The organism is Photobacterium jeanii (assembly GCF_001650345.1).
GTDB classification, from domain to species: Bacteria; Pseudomonadota; Gammaproteobacteria; order Enterobacterales; family Vibrionaceae; genus Photobacterium; species Photobacterium jeanii.
Genome location: NZ_LVHF01000033.1, coordinates 995,025 through 1,018,705 on the forward strand (window position 1 = coordinate 995,025; position 23,681 = coordinate 1,018,705).

The 23,681-nt window shown below is 42.1% G+C and carries 34 protein-coding genes and 2 pseudogenes; 13 read left to right on the forward strand and 23 right to left on the reverse strand.

Translation table 11 applies throughout. From position 1 onward, the window contains the following. Positions 1–140 precede the first annotated feature (140 nt). The 4 genes from A3K86_RS21845 (at position 141) to A3K86_RS21855 (ending at position 2,956) form a co-directional block, all read left to right on the forward strand. A complete protein-coding gene (locus tag A3K86_RS21845) occupies positions 141–671 on the forward strand; it encodes an SPOR domain-containing protein (RefSeq protein WP_068336623.1) in 531 nt (176 codons plus the stop codon). A 413-nt stretch (positions 672–1,084) separates the two neighbouring features. Next, complete coding sequence (locus A3K86_RS21850) at positions 1,085–2,074, forward strand: D-alanine--D-alanine ligase (protein WP_068336626.1); 990 nt, start codon at positions 1,085–1,087, stop codon at positions 2,072–2,074. A gap of 80 nt (positions 2,075–2,154) precedes the next feature. Beyond that, entirely contained in the window at positions 2,155–2,331 is a 177-nt protein-coding gene (locus A3K86_RS22780; protein WP_107270268.1) for a YhfG family protein, read from the forward strand. Beyond that, positions 2,321–2,956: a putative adenosine monophosphate-protein transferase Fic gene (locus A3K86_RS21855; RefSeq protein WP_068336629.1), complete on the forward strand. Its 636-nt coding sequence runs from the start codon at positions 2,321–2,323 to the stop codon at positions 2,954–2,956. The genes A3K86_RS22780 and A3K86_RS21855 overlap by 11 nt, the downstream gene beginning before the upstream one ends. A 41-nt stretch (positions 2,957–2,997) precedes the next feature. On the opposite strand, the gene A3K86_RS21860 is transcribed toward A3K86_RS21855, so the two are convergent. Continuing rightward, on the reverse strand, positions 2,998–3,936 hold the full coding sequence (locus A3K86_RS21860) for a tyrosine-type recombinase/integrase (protein WP_068336632.1): 939 nt from the start codon (positions 3,934–3,936) through the stop codon (positions 2,998–3,000). Between the two features lie 327 nt (positions 3,937–4,263). Between A3K86_RS21860 and A3K86_RS21865 the strand changes: the two genes are divergently transcribed. Then, positions 4,264–4,635, forward strand: a complete 372-nt coding sequence (locus A3K86_RS21865; protein ID WP_068336637.1) for a DUF3319 domain-containing protein — start codon at positions 4,264–4,266, stop codon at positions 4,633–4,635. A gap of 46 nt (positions 4,636–4,681) precedes the next feature. On the opposite strand, the gene A3K86_RS21870 is transcribed toward A3K86_RS21865, so the two are convergent. Next, the gene (locus A3K86_RS21870; RefSeq protein WP_084406754.1) at positions 4,682–5,146 is read right to left on the reverse strand and encodes an ATP-dependent zinc protease family protein; all 465 of its coding nucleotides are present in this window, start codon (positions 5,144–5,146) and stop codon (positions 4,682–4,684) included. A gap of 162 nt (positions 5,147–5,308) precedes the next feature. Continuing rightward, positions 5,309–5,905 carry an HAD family hydrolase gene (locus A3K86_RS21875; RefSeq protein ID WP_068336646.1) on the reverse strand — a complete coding sequence of 199 codons (597 nt, stop codon included), beginning with the start codon at positions 5,903–5,905 and terminating at the stop codon, positions 5,309–5,311. Between the two features lie 120 nt (positions 5,906–6,025). Here A3K86_RS21875 and yciH point away from each other — a divergent pair, with 120 nt between their 5' ends. Further along, a complete protein-coding gene (gene yciH, locus A3K86_RS21880) occupies positions 6,026–6,349 on the forward strand; it encodes a stress response translation initiation inhibitor YciH (protein ID WP_068336653.1) in 324 nt (107 codons plus the stop codon). 79 nt (positions 6,350–6,428) lie between these two features. Here the strand turns inward: yciH and A3K86_RS21885 are convergent, their stop codons facing one another. Together A3K86_RS21885 and A3K86_RS21890 are read right to left on the reverse strand one after the other, a co-directional pair. Next, positions 6,429–6,866, reverse strand: coding sequence for a bactofilin family protein (locus A3K86_RS21885; protein WP_084406727.1), 438 nt, complete (start codon positions 6,864–6,866; stop codon positions 6,429–6,431). Beyond that, positions 6,770–7,720 (reverse strand): M23 family metallopeptidase, encoded by a 951-nt coding sequence (locus A3K86_RS21890; protein WP_068336656.1) that lies wholly within the window; start codon positions 7,718–7,720, stop codon positions 6,770–6,772. The genes A3K86_RS21885 and A3K86_RS21890 overlap by 97 nt, the downstream gene beginning before the upstream one ends. Positions 7,721–8,667: 947 nt before the next feature. Here A3K86_RS21890 and A3K86_RS21895 point away from each other — a divergent pair. After that, on the forward strand, positions 8,668–9,138 hold the full coding sequence (locus A3K86_RS21895) for a phage protein (RefSeq protein ID WP_068336659.1): 471 nt from the start codon (positions 8,668–8,670) through the stop codon (positions 9,136–9,138). 42 nt (positions 9,139–9,180) lie between these two features. On the opposite strand, the gene A3K86_RS21900 is transcribed toward A3K86_RS21895, so the two are convergent. The 9 genes and pseudogenes from A3K86_RS21900 to A3K86_RS21935 form a co-directional block, all read right to left on the reverse strand. Beyond that, complete coding sequence (locus tag A3K86_RS21900; RefSeq protein WP_068337208.1) at positions 9,181–9,915, reverse strand: type II toxin-antitoxin system death-on-curing family toxin; 735 nt, start codon at positions 9,913–9,915, stop codon at positions 9,181–9,183. Positions 9,916–10,160: 245 nt separating this feature from the next. Next, positions 10,161–10,304, reverse strand: coding sequence for a hypothetical protein (locus A3K86_RS22785; protein WP_157599478.1), 144 nt, complete (start codon positions 10,302–10,304; stop codon positions 10,161–10,163). A 13-nt stretch (positions 10,305–10,317) separates the two neighbouring features. After that, positions 10,318–10,515, reverse strand: a complete 198-nt coding sequence (locus A3K86_RS21905) for a hypothetical protein (RefSeq protein WP_084406728.1) — start codon at positions 10,513–10,515, stop codon at positions 10,318–10,320. An 88-nt stretch (positions 10,516–10,603) separates the two neighbouring features. After that, the gene (locus tag A3K86_RS21910; RefSeq protein WP_232322042.1) at positions 10,604–11,107 is read right to left on the reverse strand and encodes a virion protein; all 504 of its coding nucleotides are present in this window, start codon (positions 11,105–11,107) and stop codon (positions 10,604–10,606) included. Next, entirely contained in the window at positions 11,104–12,234 is a 1,131-nt protein-coding gene (locus A3K86_RS21915) for a hypothetical protein (protein WP_068336662.1), read from the reverse strand. Before A3K86_RS21915 ends, A3K86_RS21910 begins: the two co-directional genes overlap by 4 nt. After that, on the reverse strand, positions 12,231–13,034 hold the full coding sequence (locus A3K86_RS21920; protein ID WP_107270271.1) for a hypothetical protein: 804 nt from the start codon (positions 13,032–13,034) through the stop codon (positions 12,231–12,233). The genes A3K86_RS21915 and A3K86_RS21920 overlap by 4 nt, the downstream gene beginning before the upstream one ends. 2 nt (positions 13,035–13,036) lie before the next feature. Then, the gene (locus A3K86_RS21925; RefSeq protein WP_068336663.1) at positions 13,037–13,591 is read right to left on the reverse strand and encodes a chemotaxis protein; all 555 of its coding nucleotides are present in this window, start codon (positions 13,589–13,591) and stop codon (positions 13,037–13,039) included. An 8-nt stretch (positions 13,592–13,599) separates the two neighbouring features. After that, positions 13,600–14,001, reverse strand: a pseudogene (locus tag A3K86_RS21930) (hypothetical protein); the annotation flags it as partial. Beyond that, positions 14,001–14,201, reverse strand: a complete 201-nt coding sequence (locus A3K86_RS21935) for a hypothetical protein (RefSeq protein WP_068336664.1) — start codon at positions 14,199–14,201, stop codon at positions 14,001–14,003. The gene A3K86_RS21935 and the pseudogene A3K86_RS21930, both read right to left, overlap by 1 nt. 79 nt (positions 14,202–14,280) lie before the next feature. Here A3K86_RS21935 and A3K86_RS21940 point away from each other — a divergent pair. The 3 genes and pseudogenes from A3K86_RS21940 to A3K86_RS21945 form a co-directional block, all read left to right on the forward strand. After that, a pseudogene (locus A3K86_RS21940) lies at positions 14,281–14,571 on the forward strand (ISNCY family transposase); the annotation flags it as partial. A 216-nt stretch (positions 14,572–14,787) separates the two neighbouring features. Continuing rightward, positions 14,788–15,171: a helix-turn-helix domain-containing protein gene (locus A3K86_RS22560; RefSeq protein WP_232322056.1), complete on the forward strand. Its 384-nt coding sequence runs from the start codon at positions 14,788–14,790 to the stop codon at positions 15,169–15,171. Next, complete coding sequence (locus A3K86_RS21945) at positions 15,083–15,274, forward strand: DUF3653 domain-containing protein (RefSeq protein ID WP_232322043.1); 192 nt, start codon at positions 15,083–15,085, stop codon at positions 15,272–15,274. Before A3K86_RS22560 ends, A3K86_RS21945 begins: the two co-directional genes overlap by 89 nt. A gap of 101 nt (positions 15,275–15,375) precedes the next feature. On the opposite strand, the gene A3K86_RS21950 is transcribed toward A3K86_RS21945, so the two are convergent. From A3K86_RS21950 to A3K86_RS21980, 7 genes are all read right to left on the reverse strand, one after another. Next, positions 15,376–15,822: a hypothetical protein gene (locus A3K86_RS21950; RefSeq protein WP_068336676.1), complete on the reverse strand. Its 447-nt coding sequence runs from the start codon at positions 15,820–15,822 to the stop codon at positions 15,376–15,378. 365 nt (positions 15,823–16,187) lie between these two features. Further along, entirely contained in the window at positions 16,188–16,523 is a 336-nt protein-coding gene (locus A3K86_RS21955) for a zinc ribbon domain-containing protein YjdM (protein ID WP_068336679.1), read from the reverse strand. Positions 16,524–16,626: 103 nt separating this feature from the next. Continuing rightward, positions 16,627–17,277 (reverse strand): LysE family translocator, encoded by a 651-nt coding sequence (locus A3K86_RS21960; protein WP_332310143.1) that lies wholly within the window; start codon positions 17,275–17,277, stop codon positions 16,627–16,629. A gap of 73 nt (positions 17,278–17,350) precedes the next feature. Continuing rightward, complete coding sequence (locus tag A3K86_RS21965; RefSeq protein WP_068336692.1) at positions 17,351–17,830, reverse strand: GNAT family N-acetyltransferase; 480 nt, start codon at positions 17,828–17,830, stop codon at positions 17,351–17,353. An 82-nt stretch (positions 17,831–17,912) separates the two neighbouring features. Continuing rightward, on the reverse strand, positions 17,913–18,551 hold the full coding sequence (locus tag A3K86_RS21970) for a glutathione S-transferase family protein (RefSeq protein ID WP_068336693.1): 639 nt from the start codon (positions 18,549–18,551) through the stop codon (positions 17,913–17,915). Between the two features lie 107 nt (positions 18,552–18,658). Beyond that, complete coding sequence (locus A3K86_RS21975) at positions 18,659–19,132, reverse strand: GNAT family N-acetyltransferase (RefSeq protein WP_068336694.1); 474 nt, start codon at positions 19,130–19,132, stop codon at positions 18,659–18,661. Between the two features lie 19 nt (positions 19,133–19,151). Continuing rightward, positions 19,152–19,373 (reverse strand): hypothetical protein, encoded by a 222-nt coding sequence (locus tag A3K86_RS21980; protein ID WP_084406755.1) that lies wholly within the window; start codon positions 19,371–19,373, stop codon positions 19,152–19,154. A 211-nt stretch (positions 19,374–19,584) separates the two neighbouring features. Here A3K86_RS21980 and A3K86_RS21985 point away from each other — a divergent pair, with 211 nt between their 5' ends. Beyond that, positions 19,585–20,376, forward strand: coding sequence for a nucleotidyltransferase domain-containing protein (locus A3K86_RS21985; RefSeq protein WP_068336698.1), 792 nt, complete (start codon positions 19,585–19,587; stop codon positions 20,374–20,376). A 95-nt stretch (positions 20,377–20,471) separates the two neighbouring features. On the opposite strand, the gene A3K86_RS21990 is transcribed toward A3K86_RS21985, so the two are convergent. Beyond that, positions 20,472–21,086, reverse strand: a complete 615-nt coding sequence (locus A3K86_RS21990; RefSeq protein WP_232322044.1) for a class I SAM-dependent methyltransferase — start codon at positions 21,084–21,086, stop codon at positions 20,472–20,474. A gap of 552 nt (positions 21,087–21,638) precedes the next feature. On the opposite strand from A3K86_RS21990, the gene rpoS reads away from it, so the two are divergent. Together rpoS and A3K86_RS22000 are read left to right on the forward strand one after the other, a co-directional pair. Further along, positions 21,639–22,514, forward strand: a complete 876-nt coding sequence (gene rpoS, locus A3K86_RS21995) for an RNA polymerase sigma factor RpoS (RefSeq protein ID WP_068336703.1) — start codon at positions 21,639–21,641, stop codon at positions 22,512–22,514. Positions 22,515–22,680: 166 nt separating this feature from the next. After that, entirely contained in the window at positions 22,681–23,226 is a 546-nt protein-coding gene (locus A3K86_RS22000; protein WP_068336706.1) for a DUF1439 domain-containing protein, read from the forward strand. Between the two features lie 59 nt (positions 23,227–23,285). On the opposite strand, the gene A3K86_RS22005 is transcribed toward A3K86_RS22000, so the two are convergent. After that, positions 23,286–23,582 (reverse strand): hypothetical protein, encoded by a 297-nt coding sequence (locus A3K86_RS22005; RefSeq protein WP_068336711.1) that lies wholly within the window; start codon positions 23,580–23,582, stop codon positions 23,286–23,288. Positions 23,583–23,681: the final 99 nt, after the last annotated feature.

Below are 23,681 nucleotides of genomic sequence, written 5' to 3' on the forward strand. Positions count from 1 at the left end.
GATGATTAAATGCTTTTTGATTTTACTATCAATTGATGTGACTGGGGGCAGATAGTTATTGATCTGTCATAACGTTTTGCTTGATTGGTATAAGAAGTAACGTCACAATAACAGCAGAAATTTTCAGTGGTAGGAAAACAATGAAAAAAATCGCCGTTTTAGCCGTAGCAACGGTATTAGTTGGCTGTACGTCGAATACTGAAACACTAGAGATCGTGAGTTCAACGTCTCAAGAGGTGTATTCTGCTGAGCAAATTGCTGCAATGAATGAAGCAAACACGCAGAATAGTACGACTATTAACCAACAGCAAACTACAACGGAAGTAGTACAAACTGCACCTAGTAAGCCCAAGGCTGAGCCTAAACCTAAGTATCAGTATGTAGAAACGGCGAAACATGGTTATACCATTCAGGTACTAGCACTAAGTCATAACCAAGGCTTCACCACTTATATGAATAAACTGCCATCGAATGAACCAGTTTGGACAAATAAGAAAACTGTCGATGGTCTACCATGGTATACATTATTGTTTGGTCATTATGAAACTCGTGAGCAAGCAAAACGTGCATTAAATGCACTACCAAAAGATGTGAAAGCTTTCGGTCCATTCATTCGTAAAATCGATGATATTAAAGCGTCGAACAATCCGAAGCTGACTAAGCTGAACTAAGCCAAAGCGCTTAAGTTTTACTAGCTTGAGAAGATGATAAAGAGAGCCCAGTGCTCTCTTTTTTATTGGTTGCGATTTAGCGATCTATTTAGGTAATGATTTTGCCTTATGGGTTACACTAATCGAAATAAATACTTGCTCGTCTTATAAACGCCATTATCAAACCGTCACTTATCCCTACAGCTTATATCGCTTTGCAAACGGCGACTTTTTCATCACTTCATGTCAATAGACAGTCATTTATTGTGGTTTTTTGCTATTACGCGGAGTAGATGCTGCCATAGTGCAGTGTTTTTGATTACTATAGAAATCAATCGGTGTTTGGCGTTTCTCTAGATGGCTTCTTACGTCGAACAAGAAAGTTAATCTTTGGTGGCTATAAGGCGATCAAATAAGTACCACAAGGGATGATAATGAGCTCTATCCAAGTTTTACTATTATGCGGCGGCGGTTCGTCGGAGCATGAAGTATCCATCGTATCAGCAAACTACATTGAACAATCATTACAGCAGATCGATGGTATCAACTATCTACGTGTCGAGATGAAGCAAGATGGTTGGTATTTAGCGGATGGGACACTTTGTCAGCTGCATTTAGACCGCACTCTGCATTGTGGTGATAAACAAGTCGTGGTTGATTACGTGATCCCTTGCGTACATGGTTTCCCGGGGGAAACTGGCGATCTTCAATCAATGCTAGACATGGCAAACCTGCCATATTTAGGGTGTGGTGCAGAAGCAAGCACTAATTGCTTCAACAAAATCACGACTAAACTGTGGTTTGATGCGATTGATATCCCTAATACTCCTTATGTTTTCCTTAGCGAGAACAATGAACAATCTCATCAAAAAGCAGAGCAAGCGCTTGAAAAGTGGGGCAAAGTCTTCGTTAAAGCTGCATGCCAAGGATCTTCAGTTGGCTGTTACAGCGTAACAAGCAAGCAAGAACTAACGGAAGCGGTGAACAATGCGTTTACGTTTTCTGAGCAAGTGTTGATTGAAAAAACCATCAAACCGCGTGAGCTTGAAATCGCGGCTTTTGAATACGAAGGTGAATTGATCATCACTAAACCAGGTGAAGTCGCTGCACCAGAAGATGGTTTTTACAGCTACGATGAAAAATACGGTGCAGACAGCCATTCAACAACCACAGTTGAAGCGGGCGATCTGACTGAGAATCAAATCGAACAAATTCGTGAATTCGCACGTAAAGCTTTCGTGCAAATGAAGCTGAAAGATCTATCGCGAATTGATTTCTTCCTAAGTGAAGATAACGAAATTTTGCTTAACGAGATCAATACCTTCCCAGGTATGACGCCGATTTCTATGTTCCCTAAAATGTTGGAGCATTCAGGAAAAAGCTTCGTAGGCTTCATTGAGCAAGCCATTAAACGCGCCGTTTAATACCATCCCAAACGCCAGTGAATCACTGGCGTTTTTCTTTTTCCCTGCAATACTCGTAACAGGTGCATAGAGGTATCGCTATGCTAGATGAACAGCAAAAAAGGATGCGCTTTAAGGCAATGCAGCGCAGAAACTATCAAGCCAGCTTACAGCTAGAAGGGTTTGAACTTGATTGCCAACCTGAGGTGAAGTCGTTATCTTCATCCAATACTGAGGCTGAAGAAATTCGGCGCTTGAGACAGGCGTATGCGAGATAAATATGGTGTCAGTCATGACCCGGATTGTTATCCAGACTCGACAGTGCTGATTAACAAGTTAAACATCACTGACGAAGAACAACTTGCTCTAGCTGAGCGTGATTTCACGCGGGTTCGAGCTGAACATTTTGAGCCTGATTTCTCTCACCTTACTTTCGACTATCTACTGAATATCCACTTCACACTCTTTCAAGATCTCTACACTTGGGCAGGCAAAATACGCCACGTTGATATCACCAAAGGCGAAACTCGCTTTTGTCATTTCATGAATATCGAGCGCGAAGCAGAACGTCTGTTCAAAGAGTTAGAGCAAGAGGATGGGCTACAAGGCTTAGCATTTGATAACTTCATCGAGCGCATTTCTCATTACTATTGCGAGCTAAATGTCATTCACCCATTCCGTGAAGGGAACGGACGAGTGCAACGTATCTTTTTTGAAATGCTTGCCATTAACGCAGGGTTTGAAATCTGTTGGGAGGGCATTCGCCTCTCTGATTGGGTATATGCCAATCAAGCCGGTTACTTTGGTGATTTAAAACCCATGATTGTCTTGTTTAAACAGATCACAGTGCCTATTAATCACAGCCAAGGCTATGCAGAGCACTGGAGTGATAGCCCACAATAAAACTATCCCCGCAACCGCATTCTCAAGATTCGCCTTCTTTGTTACTGATCCCACGGCGTTTCAGTTTTAAATTTATCCATTTCCTCATCACGTTTCGTCTTTTGTCCAATGTATTGCGCTGGCATTGCAGGGCTTTTCCATCGGCCTTGTGCTTGAATCTCGTTGAGGGATGCACCTTCAAAGGCTAAGTCTTGTGCAGCACCCACTCGTGGTGATTGCCCCGAGAAGATTTTATTGGCTGGTACACCAAGTTCATCACTGGCTCGACGAAAAACGCGATAAATGGATGAGTGATCGAGTGGGTTATCACCAATATTACCGTGGCGATCAATACGTCGGAACAGGTAGCCTTCGTCAATCATGCTGAGTGTCAGCCAGCGGTTAATCGCTGCTGATGTTGCAGGACTCAAGCGAATGGATTTACTTTCAAGTGTTAATGTTATCAATCCATTAGATTCAATAATGATGTTTTCTAGTGTAATGGCACTCAATTCACCTCGTTTAAGCAAGGCATCAAAGGCGAGGCACCAAATCGCTAAATCACGTACATCTTTTGGTGAAGTCGCTGTTTGAAAACGTGAGTAGAGTTGGTCGATATGAAAAGCATGAAGTGGGGCCGCTTGTTTATTATCGTCTTTCTTCTGATCATGAAATTGCTGCATTAGCACTCGGACTTGAGTGTGTGAACATGGGTCAGTCATTGTTAGGGAGCGGTGCGCGAGCCTGATGGTGATTACGTAACGTTTTAGGCTTGCTAGCTTACGTGTTTTGGCTTTCTCATCAAGAAAACGTACGACTGTATCAACTGAAGCTGGTAGAGCCGTTGTATTTATACTTAAGCAGTATTCATTAAACGCATTCCAGTCAGTCGCAAAGGCGACCAATGTTCTATGTGCATACGACTTTAACGTAATCGTTTGCCAATCATCAGCAGTTGTTTGCTTTGAATTGAAGATTTTTACCCAGTTTTGTTTATTCATTTAGTTTGTCTGATAATTAAATCTAATGCACTATAACTTATCTAAGTGTATAGCAAATAAACAAAATTTCCAGCATTCATCTTTGTTCAACGAAAAAACCTTATAAATTACTCAATAATGCTTATCAAGACTGTACACAATTGCAGGATAATGCTTAACTTAGCCAAGTTACAGTTTGGCTGATTACCTAGCACATAATTCAAATACTAAGCGGCTGGGTATGTCATAAATACTGGATCTAAATGATTTTTGTGATTCTTAATATCTTGATAGGTCAAAATTACTGATTTTGTTACTTGTCAGAATTAATCATGTGGAAGAGTCTTTATGAAAAAACGGCTTTTATACCGTGGTTATCACCTAGAAAATGCCTCTGGCGATCTAGATGATTGGAAAGTAAACATCAACGGCAAAATTCTTGCTGGTAAAGTCACTTTGGTTAAGAAAAGCATCGATTGGTGGTGCGATATGAAAACCATTATGTCGCCAGCAAGTTTTGCAAAAGCTGATTCTGCTCAACAGACAACAGCACAACGTAAAACAGAAGATTACCGAGGTTTTAAACTGATCAACGACAGTGGTAAACCAAACGAATGGTATGTTTTATTACGCGGACAACTTTTGAAAGGCTCGCCAGTGGCGATTAAAAAACACCTCGATAAAGTTATTGAAAAGATTGCTGCCCAACAAAAAAAATAAACGCCCAGTAGGGCGTTTATTTTATCTTTCGGATGGCTAGGGCAACCTAGTCATCTTCATCTGATTTTTCTACATCAACCAGGTAGTTACCTTCTAGCCAGTTACGGCCGATAAGTAGCTTGTATTCCAGCTTACTTCGATCACGTAAGTTAACGGCAACTGTTTTGTGTTCGCCGTTCCAGCCTAAATCCATTTTTACTGCGTAGCGTCGTTCAACACCTTGCGCATTTCGGATTTTGCTAACTTTAACAATTTTGCCTTTATAGCGCGCTTCTTCACCATCTTCATTAAAGCTTGTGAACTCGACAGTTTCACCTAAGTGATCACGCATATTGTCGCTATCACTGTCTTTGCCCGTTACCTTAATATCAACTGCGTGAATCGAGGTCGTTTTTGCGCCAGTATCGATACGCGCTTTGTAGTCTAAATCAAGTTCGTGAACGCGGATGGTTTCAACTTGACCAACAATTGACTTACCTTCAAACATTTTAGCTGCCGCGAATGTTGGCATTGCAGAGCAGATCGCTGCGATTAACACAGCAGGTAATGCAAATTTCTTCACAAAATCTCCCAATTATTGTTCTCGTTATTCTGAATGTAGTGCAAAACTACAGTATTGAGTGGCTGAATAACTATATTCTCATTCAATTGACCTGAATATGCCATTAACCAGTCAAAGTTTGCTCATTATCTGCTGAATGCATGACTTATCGGCTGTAAATTGTACAGCTTCAATACCCAATTGACGGGCCGATATGACGTTATCAGCATTATCATCAATAAAAAGACATTCTTCTGGTTGTAAGTTATAGCGAGATAGTAACAATTCAAAAATGGCTGGTTCTGGTTTAATCATGAATTCGCTTGCTGACACCACGCCACCTTTAAAGTCGCCAATGAAGGCATGGCGTTCACTTAAAGTATCAAAAAACGCATTACTCATATTTGTAAGATAATAGAGTGGGTAACCAAGCGCTAAGAGGTTTTCTAATAATTGATGGGACAATTCAATGACAGCGAGTTGGTTCTGGACGTGATCAAAGAAATCTTCCATTCGAGACTCAGGAAAATTTATCCTAGCTGCGAATTTGGGTATCACTTCAGCCATTAACATAGTGCCACGATCGAGCGATAACCAGTCATCGTGGCGAAGTACATTCTCAAGCAATTGCTGCTGCTCAAACTCAGAATTGGTGAAAGAAGTGACAATCTTGTTCGGATTCCACTCAAACAACACCGCACCAAAGTCAAAAATGACATTCCGAATCATAAGATGTTCCGCTTAAGGAGTATTTATTGATAATATGACCCATAGACGATTGTGCAAGTAAGATTAGTGAACATCTTACTGAACTCACAAAACCTTAAAAATTCAAGAGATTGTTACATCATGAACGATAACAGCCGCTTAGTATTCTCTACTGAAACGGGTCGCATTAAGGAAGAAAAAGCCCAGCCGGTTCGCCCTAAAGGTGACGGTGTTGTTCGTATTCAACGCCAGACTAAAGGCAGAAAAGGCAAGGGCGTTTGCATTGTTACAGGTCTAGATATGGAAGACCCACAATTAAAACTTCTTGCCGCTGAACTTAAAAAAGTCTGTGGTTGTGGCGGTTCAGTAAAAGATGGCAATATCGAAATTCAAGGCGACAAGCGTGATGTGATCAAAGCAGCGCTTGAGAAAAAAGGCCACACCGTTAAATTAGCGGGCGGTTAATTTCTCGTTTTGAATCAGTGTTAATGCACAAAGCTCACCTTATTGGTGAGCTTTGTTGTAAATGGGCAAAATAAATCAGTTATTCATTAACAGCTTTAGCATCTGCTTTTTTATTGGTGTTTTTTGCCGCCTTTTTTTCCTTAGGTAGCTCAATCACTTGCTCTTGTTCTGCAGGGTGAGTGCTACCTAAGAAGCAACCGCCGCGCTCAATACTTAGATCATCGCAGTAAATAGTGCCTGATACCTTACCTTTATCAAGAATTTCAATGGCGTTGGCGTAGCAAGTACCTTCAATCAGACCGTTTACAATAATTTTGTCGGCAAAAATTTCACCTTTTAAGCGGCCAGAGTTACTAACAATCAAGGTTTTCTCTAAGCGCAACTTACCTTCGATAATGCCATCTACTTGAATATCACATGCTAACTGGAGCTCGCCGGTGATGTTACAGCCTTTTGCGATGACAGTTGTAGTTGCGTGCTGACTCGGTGTTCCACCTTGTTTATTAAAGATACCCATTTAATTTTTCTCTCTTTCTCGAAAATGTGTTCAAAGTTGTCCATGCCCCAATCAACGAATGGGCGAGGGTTGAGCGGTCTGCCAACAAACCGAATCTCATAATGTAAATGAGGCCCGGATGACAACCCTGAGTTACCGGAGTAACCAATTAAATCTCCCTTATCAACAAAGTCGCCACTGCGTACTGCGAACTTTTTAAGGTGAGAATAAGACGAAGTAAAACCGAACGCGTGCTGCAATCGGATAAAATTACCAGAGCCTTTATTGCTCGGACGAACTGTTTCTACCACAGCATCTGCTGGCGCATAGATCGGCGTACCAATGTTCACCGCAAAGTCTAAACCAGCATGTAAACGAATTTTGCCTGTGACAGGGTGTTTACGCTTACCAAATTGTGAAGATTGACGAGCGTTTTTCACAGGCGCACCGTTTGGCAAACTATCTAGCACGGCCACGCGCACAGCAGAGTTGATAGCTGCTACATCTAATCGCGTTTCTAGCGGAGCTTCGCCGTTAACATCCACGCCAAGCAAGTTTTCAAGTTCACCAAGACGGTCAGACACTGTCGATAGACGAGATTCACGCTCACCAAGATCGTGTTCTAATTCGTCTTTTAACTGCTTAAGCACGTCCAGCTCTTCGTTAAGTGAATAGGAGCGCTGCTCAAGCTCTTCTTGTTTTCCTTTGGCAAAATCCACTTCATTCATTAGATAGAAGATAGAGCCCGCTGTTACCAATGAAGTCGTCGCTATAGCAGCCACCGCCCAACGAATCCGCTTTTGTGCTGTCATCCCCAAATGGAAATGTTTGGATCCATTAATAGTGGATACCGATATTGTTATTCTTTCCTTCATGGAAACATGTTTCTTAGTCAATCTCGTTATTACAAAGCGACCGAGACTATATGCGACTTAAGCGAAAAGTTTGCATTCTATTGACATTGATGTGCCTGTTTTACGCTGAAGATCAAGTTTTCAGTATTATGTATTATGTATTATAGAGAGATGAGTAACATTTTCTCGCTCGAAGATGAGACTGCGCTTTATTGCAAAACATTGTCGCTTTGGAGCTAACTGGAAATTATCTGTTTAGCCTTAAAGAGAGTTCTGCGCTGCGATGATAAACAGCTAAGATTACCAATTCAGAACCAGAGCTGATAACAGAGTTCGTCTAAACCTAGGCATTAAAACAGCTCAGACCAAATCAAAATGTTGAGACCATCACAGGTTAAATGTGTGACTCAGCCAAACGAAAGATTGCCAATAACTTCGCGAAGCTAAGTACAGAGCCAGAGAAACTGGCTCTGTAATAAACACAAATATTGAAGCACCAGGCAAACTGAACATTTGCAGCAGCGCTTAAAAATAGGTGTTTATTACCTATTTTATGGTAAATACGCAATACGGTTAAATTGCTGATATTTAGAGGTAATCAGCCACCAATACAAGAGAAGAGGAAAGACACGACAGAATCATGAAGAGCCATATCAAACATCAAAATCTTATTTAACATAACTTACATAATGCGCACTGACGGGTGTTTTTTTAACATACCTGAACCTAAGCTGAGTTAATTGCGAAACCTATGATTTTAAAGCGTAAAAATCCTTTGGAAACATTTAGTTATATTACTTTCGTGTGGTTTTATCACGGCTTTGCTGCAAGTAATTTGTCTGTGGTTCATAAGTCTGTTTCAGCGATAGGATTTTTTTAATGTTAACTGTAATCGAGTTTACCTATCAAAGAGCACGCTTTTAATCGAAAAATCCATTTAATAAAGAATGAATTTTGTGAGGTAAATCATGCTGCATGAGTCGTTTGTTAAGTTGTTTTGGCACTGTTTTGAAGATATCCACCAAGGTGCGGCGTGGTTTCATGTTAATCCCGTGACGGTTAAACGCTGGCTTTCGGGCTGGATGGACGTTAACCCAATGGCTGAGAAATTACTGATTATTCGTGCCCGTGGCTATTTGCCCGATGATACCCGTTGGACTGGCTTTAGGATTGATGAGGAACGCTGCGTCATCATTACGCCCGAAGGACGCCGATTCAGCCCCAAAGAGCTGGATTCGATGGCGTTACGCTTTGATGAGTATCATTGGCTAAAACGCATGTATGAGCTGGATTATGTGCCTGTGCGCTCCAATATTGTCACGCCATTGCCATTTCGTGGTGGTCGTCGTGTTAAACAACCACAAAGTGACACGGTCACAAAAGAGAAAAAGAAGATGTATCGGGAGAAAATAAAGAAACGTGCGAACCGACTTCCCTAACCTTTAGGTATAAAAAAGCCCGCGAGCTGCGGGCTTATTTATTTAAATTTTCGCGAGCTCTCGCATTACTTCATGACGAATAGACATGTATTTGTTAAGTGTTCCAATGCTACCCTTAACACCGTAGAACGCAAAACTATCAATACCATAGTCAGGTGTAAGTTTTAATTTCTTACGCAAAATTTTAATGTATTTTACGTCATACTCTTCAGAACCTTTGACACCTTTTTGACGAATAGATGTAACGTGTTTATCACCTTTGAAGATATCTAAAAGGTTATTCTTACAACGGTCTTCAACATGAAACCCGAACTCACTTAAACGCTCTTGAAGTTCGTGAAGTTTCATTCGTTGATCTTTCACTTCTCGTCTTCTTGAATGTCGCTTAAACCATTCAGCAATAATCTTAATCTCATTGTCGCGATTATCTGAGATTTCATGAGCTGCGACTTCACGAGTGAATTCGAACATCTCTTCATCCGTGCATTTTGTAACCCAGTACGAGTTATCACCTAAATATGCTAGAGCTGATAAAAGTGCTGTTCGCTTATTCCCATTGAAGAATGAATGATTTGAAATAATGCCGTGAAACAAAGCTGCAGCTTTCATAAATACACCTTGAAAAAGGTCGGCACCACCTCCCGTCATATCTTTCCGAATGACGGCACTATCTAACAACCCAATATCTTTTACTCCAGGAGGAGAGATTGGGTCGGGACTATTAAGGTAATATTCTGTTAAAAACTCATGTATACGCACAACAGTATCAGTATTCATAGCACTCATTCTTTCTAATCCCTAATCTAGATAGACATACAGAATACCTATATAGGGGTAGTTCCTTGAAATTCAACCTTAAAAAAAGCCGATTGCTCAACGTTTAACCATTTCTCACAAATAAAGTAGCTGTCAACTACTAACAACCTTATAGTTGCCTACAATGCAAACAATTAATAGGTATATATCAGAAAAATATGATATATCATCAAGAATAAGGCAAAAAATAATTTTATTTTATATGGTTATTCCAGTTTAGAAATTCTTTTCTCATGCGCTTCTAACATCTTCTTTATCCAAGCAATATCCGTTTTCATGGCAATGCCAGTGCCAAACGCTGAGCAAAAACCCGTGGCGGCTGCCACGAGTATGGTTTGATATAATTCCATACCCGTGACTCTCCTATTTTTTCTCTTTACGGAACGTATCCCACAAGCCAATCGCCAGTGACGCAACCATAGGCACAACGCCGCCCATTTGAGTGCTACCTTCGCTGATTGCGATGCTTGCCAGTTCGGTGTTGCCAGTGACTAAACCTGCAACGCCTGCGCCCAACAATAGCAGCCCTGACTTGGTGCTCGACTCTTTGAAGTTAATCATAACCATCCTTTTTTCTTTAGAAATTTCAATGTGTATGCGCCAATCACGACGCCTGTAACGCTAATTGCAATCGAAGTGGCAGCCTTGCTCATGCCAGTTTTACCCCTTCCATGACTTCGTGCATCGGGTACAAGTGCCCGACTTCCATTTTCGCCATTGCCTGAATGACTTTGGCGGCGATGTTATCGTTGCGAACATCAATCACCGTGTACTTGCCAAACCCTGAGATTTGGCTCACCACGTTGGCATAGTGGTCGCTGTTGTTTTCGTGTGGTGGTGCGAACGTTTTGATGATCGCACTGATATTGTTAATGCCGCGCTTGCGGTAAGAACGCAGCACACGGGCGGCAGCTCGGAAACCCCATTTGTCATTTTCAAAGATGACAAAACGCCCATCGGAACCCACTTGCCCACGCCAGTTGTTACGGCGGTTGTATTCGATGTTTAGCGGGTTGTTGTTACGAATCCCACGCGGTGTATTGAAATCAGGTTTCGGACGCGGCGCGGTATTGATGCATTGCTGTTTCATGATCACTTTTCCTGTTACAAAAACGACCGCCGCCGTGGCAACGGTCATTAAGAGTGGTTTCATTGGTAGAACCCTAAACGGAGCGGCATGGCTGACCAGTTGAGGTACACATTTAAAAAACGCGCCTCTCCAAATTCCGCGATGATGTTGTCAGGAATGAACAACTTGATGGTGTCACCATCCACTGACAGAAGTTTGATGCCTTCGGTATCGAAGGTCGTTTTTGGACCGATACGGAATGAAGTCATGCTGTAGTGTTTGTCAAAGCTGCGCACACACGGCAACACAAGCCCTTTAATTCTGTTTGTGAAGGTGAAAACGTTAGGCTCTGCTGGGTTTAACTCACGGCAAAGATAATCCAAGCCATCAACAAAACGCTGATAACCGCGCATATCGTGTTGGTGCTTCACGCTTTCGGGTTCCCACGTTGGATGCTTATCTGAACGAATTAGCTCGATACCATGAACGTTTACGTGCTTCATATCGGCTTTCGGGTCAATTTCGACAAACACCACCACGTTATCGCCTGATGGTGTGATACTCACCGCCTCGGATTCAAGCGTCTGAACATCAAACGCAGAAAAATGAGGGCTATCCGAGTCATTGTCATAAATGGATTTGGTCGTCGTCACCGTGTTAACGCAAGTAGCGCTTTGCAATGAGCCGTAGTTTTCAAAACGAAAACCGATAGATAAGGTTGTGCCTTCATCTGCCGAGAAATAAACCCGCGCTTTGTATTCAGATTTAACCCGTGGCAATGGGATCACTTGATAGAGCGAACCTTTCACGTTATGCGCAGTACACCACAAGCTTTGACACTCAAAGGGAATGGATTTACTGAAACCGTGGTAGTACAAATGACGCCTTACGCTAAACGCGCCACTAAGCCCATTCGGGTCATTTTTGGGTGATTGCTCAAACGCCCAGCCATCACCAATGGCACATCCATTTTGAGTGCTAGAACCCACAATCGTGTTGTCGAGTTGATTGCCTTCGTATTCACTCTGTACGCCTTTATCACTGACGTAATCTAAGAACGCGCCATTGTTTACCCAACTACGCACACCACCTAAACGCGCAAGCAGTTTGCGAAATTCATCCGTGTTCTTTTCTAGTTCATCAGCTAGAAATTCCACTTTGTTGCGCGGGTCGCCAATCGGCAGCCTTTCGCGCAAAGTTTTTGCTGTCATCGTTCTACCTCGTAGATTTCGATTTTGTCATCCACTGCGCCCGTAAACGTCAGCTCGCAAGTGGCTTCAATTTTCTGTTTTTCGCCTGCGGATAAGGTAAAGCCCCCTGCCAATACCACTTCGGCGGTGTTAGTTGATTTGGCTTTTACGACCACGTGGCAGCGGCGGTTATTGGCGGCAAACGTTGCGCCTTCGTCGGTCAGGGTTAACACTGACGCAGATAAACCGCCGCCACCTGTCGGCTTGGTTAACAGTGGATTGGTGGCAGAAACGCGAACCGATTGCCCGGTCTCAAATTGCACCCGTGGCATGGAGGCGATCACCAATTGCTGATTGGCGGCTAATTCCATCGGTGGCAAATGCTTAATGCTCACTACTTGGTTATCAGCCAAGGTCACATCAGGTAAGGTTTTCACCTTGATGCTTTGATTTTCAGCCAGTGCCATTGGCGGCATCGTCTCAACTGTGACGTTAGGCTGACTCACCACATCCACCGCCATGCGTTGCCCTTGGGCAATCTGCATTGCGGGCATGCTGCCAACGTGAACTTGTTGCCCGTCGGCTGGCGGGACATAACGCCCAAAACCGTACAAGATGGAGATTTCACCCGCTTCACCGAGGTTTTCCACGGTAATGCGCCCTGCCATTTTCGGGTCGATAACCTGAGCGCCCTTTTTCAAGCGGTATTCACCACGCTCGGTCTGTACTAACACTTCACCAGTACAACGCTCGATATAGAGAAACTCACCGACCAAATGAAAATCGGTGCGCTGGTATGGCTGCATGAATTGGTTAAACATGGTTATTTACCTCGCTGCATGAAAATCACCGCAAGGAACAACATCACCAACCCCACAGTAATGGTCATTTGCTTGCTGGTTGCGACTTGCCCGCCATCCACTTTCATGGTGGCAAGGTCTTTCAGTGCTTTGATGTTTTGGGTGTTCTGCGCGGCTTGGTTGCCAGCCAAGCCCGCAAGGTGTTGCAAGTTTTCACTGTGCGCCGTGGTCACATGCTTCATGGCGGTTTTTGACACATCAGCATTGGTTGCTAGTGCCTTTTCACCAAAGTTCATGGCGTTTTTCACCACGTCTTTGCCCATGTTCAAGGCATCACTGGTCACTTTGGCGTTGGTTTCCATCGCCTTGGTACTGACTTCGGTATTACTGTTTAACGCCAGTTCGCCCAATTCAGCGGCGCGTTCCATTGCGCCGTGGTCAGTCATGTTGACGTTGACCGTGGAATCGTTCACACCTGAAATGGCAACGCCTAAGTTGTCGCCTTGAATGGCGTTCTGACCACTGGTGTTGGTATTGGTTGTTGTATTGGAGCTAGAACTACTTCCGCCGCCGCCCATCTATGCCCCTCCAAACTGAGTGACATCACCGTGTCGTGTTCGGTGGTTGCCAAGATTGAAAATCCGAAACGCTGCAAAATGCGTTTCATGCCGTTGCGTACCGTGTGGTATTTGATGGAGCGATAGCCTTGCGACTTCACCGCGTCGATAATCACGGGTGCGGCAGCTACCAATCCCTTGCCTGTCATGGCTAAAATCAAATAGTCATTGTCGGCAGTGACTTTGCCCACGAATCGCACCGAGACACCTTTGCCTTGAAGGTGGTACATACTGGCATGCTTATCGGTGACGGCATTGCAGCAATAATCAAATTCAAACTTGGCTTCATGGACACGGTTAAACGCGGGGCGCAATAACTGGTATTGCGCGTTCATATCAGCACGGTTAGGACGAATAAGTTGAATGCGCATTAGCCCACCTTCTTAATCAAAAACCACACTACGGCGATAGCCAGTAACACGGGCAGCCAGCTATTGAGCGAACCGCCCCCCATGTTGATGCCGCCAATGTTGAACCCTGATTTGTTGTTCGCCTCGGCATTAGATGGTCCAGCGTGACCACCGCCTGCATTGATAGGCATGGAGCCGCTATTGGCAATCGGTGGGATCATTTAATCACCCCCGTAATATCGACCAACCACAACGCCATTAAGACACCAATCAAGATTTTCAGGGTGTTGCCAAGTGCCTCACCCGGATGGCACCATCGCGATTCAATATGGCCACCGAAAACTCACTTTCAAAGTGTTCGATAAACTGGCTAACGTTGACCAAGGTCAAGTTGTTGATAACAAACGATTGGGTGCGGTATTAAAATTTGCTCAGGCCAAACAACAAGAATACGACCAGCAACAAAAACGTAGCCGTAGCAAGAAAGCTCCGAAGCGCACCGCCCAACAACGGGCACTCAAACAGCTGGAAGCCATTAACCCTGTACTGGTACATCCTGAGCAATTCAAAGCTAGCAGTAAAAAGCCCTGACTTCCCTACTCTATAACCACCATTACAACAGGCTAAACTAACTTACAGAGAGACATTTTAATCTGGGAAAGAAACAGGACATTTTAAATTGGGATAAACAAAAGGTGTAAGATCTAATTAGAAATGTCCGGTTTGAACCAGTTAGAAATGTCATGGTGAACTAACTTTAGAGCTTGTGATTTTAAAGCTCTGGAGCCTAATCTGATGTTACTGACTATGACTGATAATGAATTACAGCGAATCAAAGTTATTCAAGACATTTGTGATAAACGAATTACTGGTGTTGAAGCTGCCCGGCTCCTGCGATTAAGCACGCGTCAGATCCATCGTTTAATAAAGCGCTTTACCAAATTCGGCTCTAGTGGACTAATTTCGCTTAAGCGTGGTCAGCCTGGTAACCGACGTCATTCTGATTCTTTAAAATTACGAGTTTTATCTCTACTTCATGAACATTACGCAGACTTTGGTCCAACACTCGCGCATGAAAAATTAACTGAGCGTCATGATATTCATGTTTCTGTTGAAACGCTCCGTCATCATTACACCCGAAGGACGCCGATTCAGCCCCATAGAGCTGGATTCGATGGCGTTACGCTTTGATGAGTATCATTGGCTAAAACGTATGTATGAGCTGGATTATGTGCCCGTGCGCTCCAATATTGTCACGCCAGTGCCATTTAGTGGCGGTCGTCGTGTTAAATAACCACAAAGTGACGCGGTCACAAAAGAGAAAAAGAAGATGTATCGCGAGAAAATAAACCGACGTCCCTCGCCTTTTGGTATAACGTCGACTTGAGCTATTTATTAAGCGTCGGGGTCCAACCAAATAGTAGTCATATCAATAACTTTCCATAGAGACTGTGGGCAACATTCCAACATATCCAAGCTTTCAAGATTGTTGTAGGCTCGTCTGAGCATATTCTCAGCCTCATTTTTAATATCCAATTGGACAATTGCATCGCCACATTTTTTGTTGTCAAAGTGCTTTATAGCATTTTTAGAATAGTTATATTCAGCAAGAACTTTTTTGACTTTTAGCGAAGTATCAAATTTACTTTGCCAGTTTATAGCGAATTTTTTGTACTTAGCCACTTCAGAATCTATTTCAACTGATTCACAGTATTTTCCTAAAATCTCTTCGCCTGCTCCTGCAAGATGAATAATCGAAAAATAATTTCCACCTTCTATAAACAATCTTGCAGCAACATCTAAATACTCCAATGCAATATCGAATTTATTGTATTTTTCCATCAACTTCAACTTTCAGCGACTCACCAAACAAAACTGCACAACCAAAATCGTAGTTTATCATCAAAACAAAATAATCACAGTAGGCCACATCAACTGCTCTAGACGTAAATTCGTGTATCATTTCTTTTTAACTTATTCTTTATCCAAACAATATCCGTTTTCATGGCAATGCCAGCGCCAAACGCTGAGCAAAAAACCGTGGCGGCTGCCACGAGTATGGTTTGATATAACTCCATACCCGTGACTCTCCTATTTATTTTTTTACAGAACATATCCCACAAGCCAAAAATTGAAATTTATCAGTATTCAAAAACAACAAAGCCCGCATTTGCGGGCTTAAAACATATAGTGATTATTGAGCTAAATTACGCTTTCTTCACAAAATGTGCGGTTACCATCATTTCGCCAGCGCCATCAACTTTACAGTCTAGTTGGTGGTCTTTACCTTCGACGATGCGGCGGATTACAGCTTTGGTGCCAATTTTCAGCACTAATGAACTCCCTTTCACTTTTAGGTCTTTCGCTAGTGTGACTTTGTCACCTTCAGCTAGCAGTGTACCGTTGGCATCTTTGATGTTTAGCGCGGCATCTCCTGCAACCTCGTCTGGGTTCCATTCGTAAGCACACTCAGGACAGATCAGGTTATTTTGATCTTGGTAAACGTATTCAGATTCACAGTTTGGACATGGAGGTAAAGACATAAGCTACACTATTTATTTCAAAATTCTGCTGCATATACTACTAACTCACCTGAAGTTTACCAACATAATTTGAAGATGAATCTTTCAGCTTTTTAGTTACCATTCAGGAAGCAATAACTTTTACGCCAAGTATGGTGAATATCCCACCGGTAACGTAATCAACCACTTTAGATACTCTTTGGTATACCGCTTTTGCTGATGAGCGTGAAAACGTAAATGCTAATACCAAATGCCAACAAAGCGTAATGGTACTCATGGTTGCGATAACCGCGACAATCATGGCTAAATTCAAACCTTGCGGTTGATCGGCAGCTAATGAAACACTAAACAAGCTCACAACAAAGAAGCCTGTTTTAGGATTTAAGATGCTAGTAATAAATGCAGTTAAAAATATTTTTATTTTAGATGGTACAGCCGTTTGAGTTGTCTGTTTTAAGTTCGACAAATTCAGGTGCGACTTTGCTTTATAAAGCTGCTTTAACCCTAGATAGATAAGGTAACTGCCCCCTAGTACTTTCATTACTACATACAGCTGCGGAAAGAGCGTAAAAGCAATTACAAGGCTTGAGCTGCCAAACAGTGCCCATAGCGAGGTTGCGGCACAAACACCGAGTGCTGAATATGAAGCTAGCAGGCGATCATGATTCAAGGCGGTACTAATTGTTAACAGTACATTTGCACCTGGTGTCACAACAGCTAACATCCAGATGGTTGCGACATGCACTAGAACCCAAATAAACTCCACTACTCTCATTCCTACTTTGCTTAATGAGGTCTCAGGTTATATGAGCTCACAGATAAATAATGCGATCCAATCCGTATTGCACTTATGGTGTGGCATTAATTTGGGCTTTTAACTTTTGGACCGTCGACTTAAAACCTAACTCTTTAAAAGCGTTATTCGCTGCCGTGTTTTCTGTCCAAACTGTCATTTCTATATCATTGATGCCTTTTTGCTTTGAGTACTCAATTGCTGTCATCATCAATTGACGACAGATGCCTTGCTTTCTTACTGTTTCAGCAACGCAAACATGATCTATGTATGCATACACTCTTGGTTGAAGGAAAATGTTCTCTTGCTGTTCCTCTATCTTCAATGTCAGATAGCCAATAACCGTATTGTTACTCACTGCGATATAAAACTTGGTGTCTTTAGCTTCAATCTCTTCACTAATCCAACCTGCTAGCTCTATTTCACTCGGCAACCGAAACCTAGCTGGTGCCAGCTTTTGGTGAGAAGTTTGAATAAGAGTGACTAAGGGGACAATTGAAGCTGTATCTTCAACAATGGCTTCACGAATTTCCATTTTTCCACCTAAATATTTTCATGAGTCTACTAATAGAAACAATCACGCTTCTATTAGTAAACCTAGGGGCATAATGTGGAGGCTATTGAAACGGTGTGAGATCTATCTTTTCAATGTCATTCACCGCTAGAACGGTTGGATGTTGAGATAGACGTTTCAAGTAAGCCGCTAAGTGCTCAAAATGTAAGGGAGACTTTTCAATGGGCAGTGACCATTCAGCTAGCATAAAGAGGAAGAAGTCGCAGGCTGTTAGCTCGTCTCCGATCAGATATTTATTGTGAGCGAGTTGGTCATTGATGATAGCAAGTGCATCTGCGATTCGTTCATCTTGCGCGGCAATTACATTGGGAATGGTGCTTTCATCGTTCGTATGGCGATGTGGGTAGTAGCGTACCATCAACTCAGCTTGTAAGGTGTTATTTAAGTACGTTAGCCATTGGAAAAATAATGGGCGTAACTTGTCACCAATTGGTGGGATCAAACTATGTTCTGGATGTTGTTCACAAAGGTGAATACAAATTGCAGGGCTTTCAAAAATAACCGTTTCACCATCAACCAATGTCGGAATGCGGCCAGCAGGATTGAGCTTTAAATATTCAGGAGATTTTTGTGAGTTTGATTTTTTGTCGACGAGTAACAGTTCATAATCCAATCCCATGTGCTTTAGCAATAAATGCGGGGCTAAGCTAGCGTTATTGGGATAGTAATAAAGCTTGTACACATTACCTCCTTTTCAATTGTGATAAGCAATATTCCGCCATTATATCGTTTGCATAACAAGACGTTAATAGCGGAAGATAACCACTTATCTACTGGGCGTAAATTTAATTAACCAATCACACACTCCATAATGCGTTGTGGCCCCACAGGTCCGCCAAGGTAAAGTCTGCCTGTATCGTTAAAGCCTGATTTTAAGTAGCAGTCATAAGCAATGCTATTGCGACAATTTACAGTTAACTGAATAGATAAAAATTGCGGGTAATGCATTTTGATATAGTCAGGTAAAGCGTTAATCGCTCGTTTGGCGATGCCATGACCTTGATAATGCTCGTCAATAAGTAAGGCTCGAACACCAATAGCTGAGGTGTCGCTGAAAGGATATCTAGCGCTATAATCGACGTCTAATAAGAAGAAACCTACTACTTGATTGTTTATAAGAATGAGCTGCGGATGCTCAGTTTCAGAGAGAGTGGCAATAAACTCTTCGACGTTGCCAATGGTGAACTCTTCTTGATCAGTTTTTACCGCTAATGCGTGCGCCTGTTTTGCTCTTTGGGATGTATAAGGAACTAACGAAATCAAAATATCTTCCCTCGCGTTGTTATTTCAATGCACCATTTTCTATCGCTTGATGAAGTTTAACCTCAAGAACTTGCCATAGTTGCGAGCTGGCTTTTGCTATTCGATCACCATTGAGAGATAACACGGATTCTTTTGAAATATTATGTTTTTTCCAGCTATACTCGGCTGAGTTTTCATACCGCTCAAGCCCTACAGGCCGTGTGTTGCGAATTACGGCTTTTAGCTTTTCCACTTCAACAATAAAAGCCAATATTTTTCTATTTCTTTCATATTACTGCCTTCCCTAGCTTTTGCTGTTTACTCTTTAGCCATTAATGTAATGAATAAGACCTTTAGTGAAAATTTCGATTGTAAGTCCTTTAGCATTACGTCATATTGTAATGCTGCGCTAATTTTACCGCACTAACTGCTACTTAGCAGTTCTCATATCGAACACGATTTAAAGGTAAAATATGATCTCTCCAACAACACTTCCTCACACTCATCAGCAGCTACTTGAGCAGATCTTATCTGTATTCACTCAAGACTCTCGTATCGTTGGCATTGGTGCTAGCGGGTCTTTTGCATCAAATACTATGGATAAATATAGTGATCTCGATTTGGTCATCGCTGTTGAACCCGCACATTTTCAAGAAGTGATGAACCAACGCTTTGACCTAATTGATAAAGTTGAAGGCAAAGTTGCTGCTTTTACAGGTGAGCATGTTGGTGAACCTCGTCTTGTTATTGCTATGTTTGCTCCAGATGCAATTCATGTCGATTTCAAATTTGTCGCTTTACCCGATGCAGCGGTACGAGTGGACGATACTCAAGTACTTTGGGAACGCGAGAACCGACTTACACAAGTATTTGCCGGTGCTACACCACAATACCCTCAACCAGAGCCGCAATGGATTGAAGATAGGTTTTGGATTTGGACACATTACGCTGCCACCAAAATTGCCCGCGGAGAATATTTTGAAGCCCTTGAATTCATCTCGTTCTTACGTTTTATCGTACTTTCGCCATTGGCACTGAAGCAGCAAGGAATGACACCTTCCGGTGTGAGAAAAGTTGAATCGCGTTTACCCGAATTTACCAAAGCACTGAAAAAGACAGTCGCCCAACCTGAGCGAGACTCTCTTATCGCTGCGTTCGAGCAATGTATTTCGCTGTACCTTGAACTACGAGAGAACGAAATCGTCGAGATAAACCACCAAGCGCAACAACTTTGCGTTGATTATTTTAACGCGGAACTGAAGTAACCATTGTTGTGGGAGTCGCTCGTTCGCGGCTCCTCTTCTTCTAGCTCTTGAACTTGAATCGAGATTCCTGATTCCGCTCTACTCACTTAACTGAGTTATTTACGAAGAAGCAAACCAAGTCGCCCTTTATCTCGCTTCCCATCCGGTTGATTGACCATCACTCTTTGCTCCAGAGTAAAGCCTATGGTTCGACAAAGTGAAATAAGCTCCTCCATTGGTAGCGCATCGTAATAAAACTGCTGTTCGAACATATAATCTGTGAACGCGGGAATGTTTTTGTCTGATCCGCCACTTGAAAGCATTAATACTCCCTTGGGTTTAAGAGCTGAAAACGCCATCTTTAGTAAAGATGTATGCTCCGTTCTGGGGATGTGGAAAATCGAGTCCCAAAACATGATTCCGTCGAAAGAATCTGCTGGACAGTAATCTTCAAGTTCGGAATGAACCCAAGTTTGCTCTGGCATAAGGTGCTGGGCATGTTCTAGTAAACACTTTGAACGATCGACACCCGTAATCGCACAACCTTGGTTGACCAAACTTTTCGCAATAGGTACACCACTCCCACAGCCGAGATCAAGCACTCGTGGATTTGGTGGTAACAACTGGATAAACCGATCAAGCAATTGCTGATCTTTTTCTGGTAATTCAACTCGTGCTGCTAACCATTGCTCAGCAATTAAATCGTATTCGGCTTTCATTTCTCTATTCATTCATAAACGCATCTTGTATTCGATCTTAACTTATCACTAAGCTCCAAAACAAAAGAACGTACTTTAGACACGCCCATTTATCAGCCTTCATTACTTATTAGATTCACACAATATTAATATGGTTATTTGGGGCGCTTTATAATGTAAGGCAATAATAAAAACACTTAGGTTAGGCAACGTACTTAACAGTTTTATGCTTCATTCTCCATTATCAACAAAGCATAAATACGCCAACAATCAACATAAAGTCCGATTAATTAGCAAACGTTATGGTTATGATAAAATTGTTAACATCTCACGTTTGAGACAAAAGATAATATTATTCTAGTTAACGATGATAGATAAACATCACCACAACAAACTAAATCCTTATATATCAAATAGATGAACCGAAACACCACACCATCCGTATACGATGAGGGCATAAGTAAATTTAGCATAAACATAATACTCATTCGGTGGTATATGCGATTTATGTATGATAGTGTGTATAAATGTTGTTAATAAGTATGCGCGAAGTTACTTTTTCTGTGTGCTGTTAGGGGAATTGATATGGATATCAAAAACGACGATGTACAAGCATTTGACGCAGATGTGATTCACCTGTATCTAAAAGAAATTTCACACAAACCATTATTAACCAAGGAAGAGGAAATACTTTATAGCCGTAAGTGTCTAACTGGTGACGCAGGCTCTAAAAAAGTGATGATCGAAAGCAATCTACGTTTGGTTGTGAGTATTGCTAAAAAATACCGTGGTAGCGGTATGTTACTTAGTGATTTGATCGATGAAGGGAATATTGGCTTGATTACAGCAGTAGACAAGTTTGACCCTGAGCGTGGTTTTCGCTTTTCGACCTACGCAACTTGGTGGATTAAGCAAACAATAGAACGTGCGATCCATAACCAAGCTCGTACTATTCGCTTACCGGTTCATGTATCGAAAGAGATCAATACTATTCTACGTACCCACAAGCAATTGATGCGTAACACTAACCATGAGCCAACTCAGGAAGAGGTGGCAGAAAAGTTAGAACGTACCGTTGAAGATATTTCGGGTGTGTTAGCGTACGATGCCCCTGTGGTATCTATTGATCAGGCGATCAGCGACGATTCAAACTCGCAAAGCATGTCTGCATTTATTTCTGATAATGGTTCAATGAACCCAGACACTGCAGTGAATGAGCAAGACATTAATAAGCTTGCCCTAGCGATGCTAGAGACGTTGAACATGCGTGATCGCGAAATACTGTGCCGTCGCTTTGGCCTATTAGGCTATGAAGCGCAAACGCTTCAACAAGTTGCTGACGAAGTTGGCTTAACACGCGAACGTATTCGCCAACTTCAAGTTAGCTCTTTAAACAAGCTGAAAAATGCACTTCAACGCGATAACTATAATTTAGAGCTACTGTTTGCTGAAAGCGCTTAGGCAAACGTATAAATATTATACCTAAATCACAAACACCTCTTGCGGATATTCCCAAGAGGTGTTTTTTTGTTCGTTTGTATATATAGCCTTTGATAATCTCAATATTGAGATAGGCATTACAGCAAAAAAACACAATAATTAAGTTTTAATTTTATCAGCAGATGCCATGCCTAAAATCACTCATTTGTTAGCACTTGGTGCCCTATTTCTTTCAGGTTGCGCAAGTTACACGGTAACAGAAAACGAAGTGCAATCTTACTTAGATGATAACGTTCAGTTTGAACGAACAGTTGGAATCAAAGGAATCGCGCACGCGAATGTTGCCTTTGATGATGTGAAAGTTGGCATCGGACGCGTTGCAAGTGATCGTGTTAACCTTGATGCCAATGCGAAAGCGAAGGTTCAAATTTCAGGTCAGCCATCTCGAGAGATCGATATGAAGATGAGCTTTAGTGCAATCCCTTATTACGATAAGGAAGAAGGTGCCATTTTCATTAAGCAATTAGAAATGGAAAACTTAGACGTATCGCCACCTGAGATTGGCATGTTCCTTACCAAGCCAATTGTGTCACCGGTTGTAAGTTTAATTGGTGAGCTAATTTCAACTCGCCCTATTTATCGTCTTGATGACGATGATTTCAAGCAATCATTGTTAAAGTCAGCTAAACCTGAATTGCTGATTAAAGGCAATAAAATCGTCATTGATCTGTAAGTCTTCTCGCATTTGCTCTTTGTTATTTAACAAAGTAGTGAATGCGAGTAATCCCCAGCCTATTTCTCGTCTCGAGATTGTTCTAGAAAGTTTGTTCCTGCAGCTTCATCAATAATATGAACCGCCCGCTCGGCTTCAAATGCTTTTCGCATTGCTTCAGAAGCATAATCACGAACGTGACCACCTTGATTTACAAAAAATACGGTAATAAAACAGATCAAGAGAACCACGTTAAGTGCATGAGCAAAAAACAATTTTCTTGTCATACGTTTTTCTGACTCTTTCAACTCATCACGTACATACTCAAGTACATCGTAATTAGTTAAGTTTTGTCTGATTCGATTTTTGACGGTCATTTAATTATCTTTTTTGGGAACGACTTCAGAGTTTTCAACATACCAAGCAATTACTTACTAAATGCTTAACAATGGTGTTATGCACAATGATTTATTACA

Excerpts from the sequence above, each read along its gene's own strand:
- A3K86_RS21955 (WP_068336679.1), bottom strand. The coding sequence starts at position 16,523 with ATGTCTTTACCTCCATGTCCAAACTGTGAATCTGAATACGTTTACCAA.
- A3K86_RS21875 (WP_068336646.1), bottom strand. The coding sequence starts at position 5,905 with ATGATTCGGAATGTCATTTTTGACTTTGGTGCGGTGTTGTTTGAGTGG.
- A3K86_RS21905 (WP_084406728.1), bottom strand. The coding sequence starts at position 10,515 with ATGATTAACTTCAAAGAGTCGAGCACCAAGTCAGGGCTGCTATTGTTG.
- A3K86_RS21890 (WP_068336656.1), bottom strand. The coding sequence starts at position 7,720 with ATGAAGGAAAGAATAACAATATCGGTATCCACTATTAATGGATCCAAA.
- A3K86_RS21965 (WP_068336692.1), bottom strand. The coding sequence starts at position 17,830 with ATGGAAATTCGTGAAGCCATTGTTGAAGATACAGCTTCAATTGTCCCC.
- A3K86_RS21960 (WP_332310143.1), bottom strand. The coding sequence starts at position 17,277 with ATGAGAGTAGTGGAGTTTATTTGGGTTCTAGTGCATGTCGCAACCATC.
- A3K86_RS21870 (WP_084406754.1), bottom strand. The coding sequence starts at position 5,146 with ATGCCAACATTCGCGGCAGCTAAAATGTTTGAAGGTAAGTCAATTGTT.
- A3K86_RS21850 (WP_068336626.1), top strand. The coding sequence starts at position 1,085 with ATGAGCTCTATCCAAGTTTTACTATTATGCGGCGGCGGTTCGTCGGAG.
- A3K86_RS21865 (WP_068336637.1), top strand. The coding sequence starts at position 4,264 with ATGAAAAAACGGCTTTTATACCGTGGTTATCACCTAGAAAATGCCTCT.
- A3K86_RS21900 (WP_068337208.1), bottom strand. The coding sequence starts at position 9,915 with ATGAATACTGATACTGTTGTGCGTATACATGAGTTTTTAACAGAATAT.
- A3K86_RS21925 (WP_068336663.1), bottom strand. The coding sequence starts at position 13,591 with ATGGGCGGCGGCGGAAGTAGTTCTAGCTCCAATACAACAACCAATACC.
- A3K86_RS22005 (WP_068336711.1), bottom strand. The coding sequence starts at position 23,582 with ATGACCGTCAAAAATCGAATCAGACAAAACTTAACTAATTACGATGTA.
- A3K86_RS22785 (WP_157599478.1), bottom strand. The coding sequence starts at position 10,304 with ATGGAATTATATCAAACCATACTCGTGGCAGCCGCCACGGGTTTTTGC.
- A3K86_RS21985 (WP_068336698.1), top strand. The coding sequence starts at position 19,585 with ATGATCTCTCCAACAACACTTCCTCACACTCATCAGCAGCTACTTGAG.
- A3K86_RS21860 (WP_068336632.1), bottom strand. The coding sequence starts at position 3,936 with ATGAATAAACAAAACTGGGTAAAAATCTTCAATTCAAAGCAAACAACT.
- A3K86_RS21895 (WP_068336659.1), top strand. The coding sequence starts at position 8,668 with ATGCTGCATGAGTCGTTTGTTAAGTTGTTTTGGCACTGTTTTGAAGAT.
- A3K86_RS21885 (WP_084406727.1), bottom strand. The coding sequence starts at position 6,866 with ATGGGTATCTTTAATAAACAAGGTGGAACACCGAGTCAGCACGCAACT.
- A3K86_RS21910 (WP_232322042.1), bottom strand. The coding sequence starts at position 11,107 with ATGAAACCACTCTTAATGACCGTTGCCACGGCGGCGGTCGTTTTTGTA.
- A3K86_RS21950 (WP_068336676.1), bottom strand. The coding sequence starts at position 15,822 with ATGGAAAAATACAATAAATTCGATATTGCATTGGAGTATTTAGATGTT.
- A3K86_RS22560 (WP_232322056.1), top strand. The coding sequence starts at position 14,788 with ATGACTGATAATGAATTACAGCGAATCAAAGTTATTCAAGACATTTGT.
- A3K86_RS21845 (WP_068336623.1), top strand. The coding sequence starts at position 141 with ATGAAAAAAATCGCCGTTTTAGCCGTAGCAACGGTATTAGTTGGCTGT.
- yciH (WP_068336653.1), top strand. The coding sequence starts at position 6,026 with ATGAACGATAACAGCCGCTTAGTATTCTCTACTGAAACGGGTCGCATT.
- A3K86_RS22780 (WP_107270268.1), top strand. The coding sequence starts at position 2,155 with ATGCTAGATGAACAGCAAAAAAGGATGCGCTTTAAGGCAATGCAGCGC.
- A3K86_RS22000 (WP_068336706.1), top strand. The coding sequence starts at position 22,681 with ATGCCTAAAATCACTCATTTGTTAGCACTTGGTGCCCTATTTCTTTCA.
- A3K86_RS21935 (WP_068336664.1), bottom strand. The coding sequence starts at position 14,201 with ATGATCCCACCGATTGCCAATAGCGGCTCCATGCCTATCAATGCAGGC.
- A3K86_RS21920 (WP_107270271.1), bottom strand. The coding sequence starts at position 13,034 with ATGTTTAACCAATTCATGCAGCCATACCAGCGCACCGATTTTCATTTG.
- A3K86_RS21990 (WP_232322044.1), bottom strand. The coding sequence starts at position 21,086 with ATGAATAGAGAAATGAAAGCCGAATACGATTTAATTGCTGAGCAATGG.
- rpoS (WP_068336703.1), top strand. The coding sequence starts at position 21,639 with ATGGATATCAAAAACGACGATGTACAAGCATTTGACGCAGATGTGATT.
- A3K86_RS21945 (WP_232322043.1), top strand. The coding sequence starts at position 15,083 with ATGTTTCTGTTGAAACGCTCCGTCATCATTACACCCGAAGGACGCCGA.
- A3K86_RS21915 (WP_068336662.1), bottom strand. The coding sequence starts at position 12,234 with ATGACAGCAAAAACTTTGCGCGAAAGGCTGCCGATTGGCGACCCGCGC.
- A3K86_RS21855 (WP_068336629.1), top strand. The coding sequence starts at position 2,321 with ATGCGAGATAAATATGGTGTCAGTCATGACCCGGATTGTTATCCAGAC.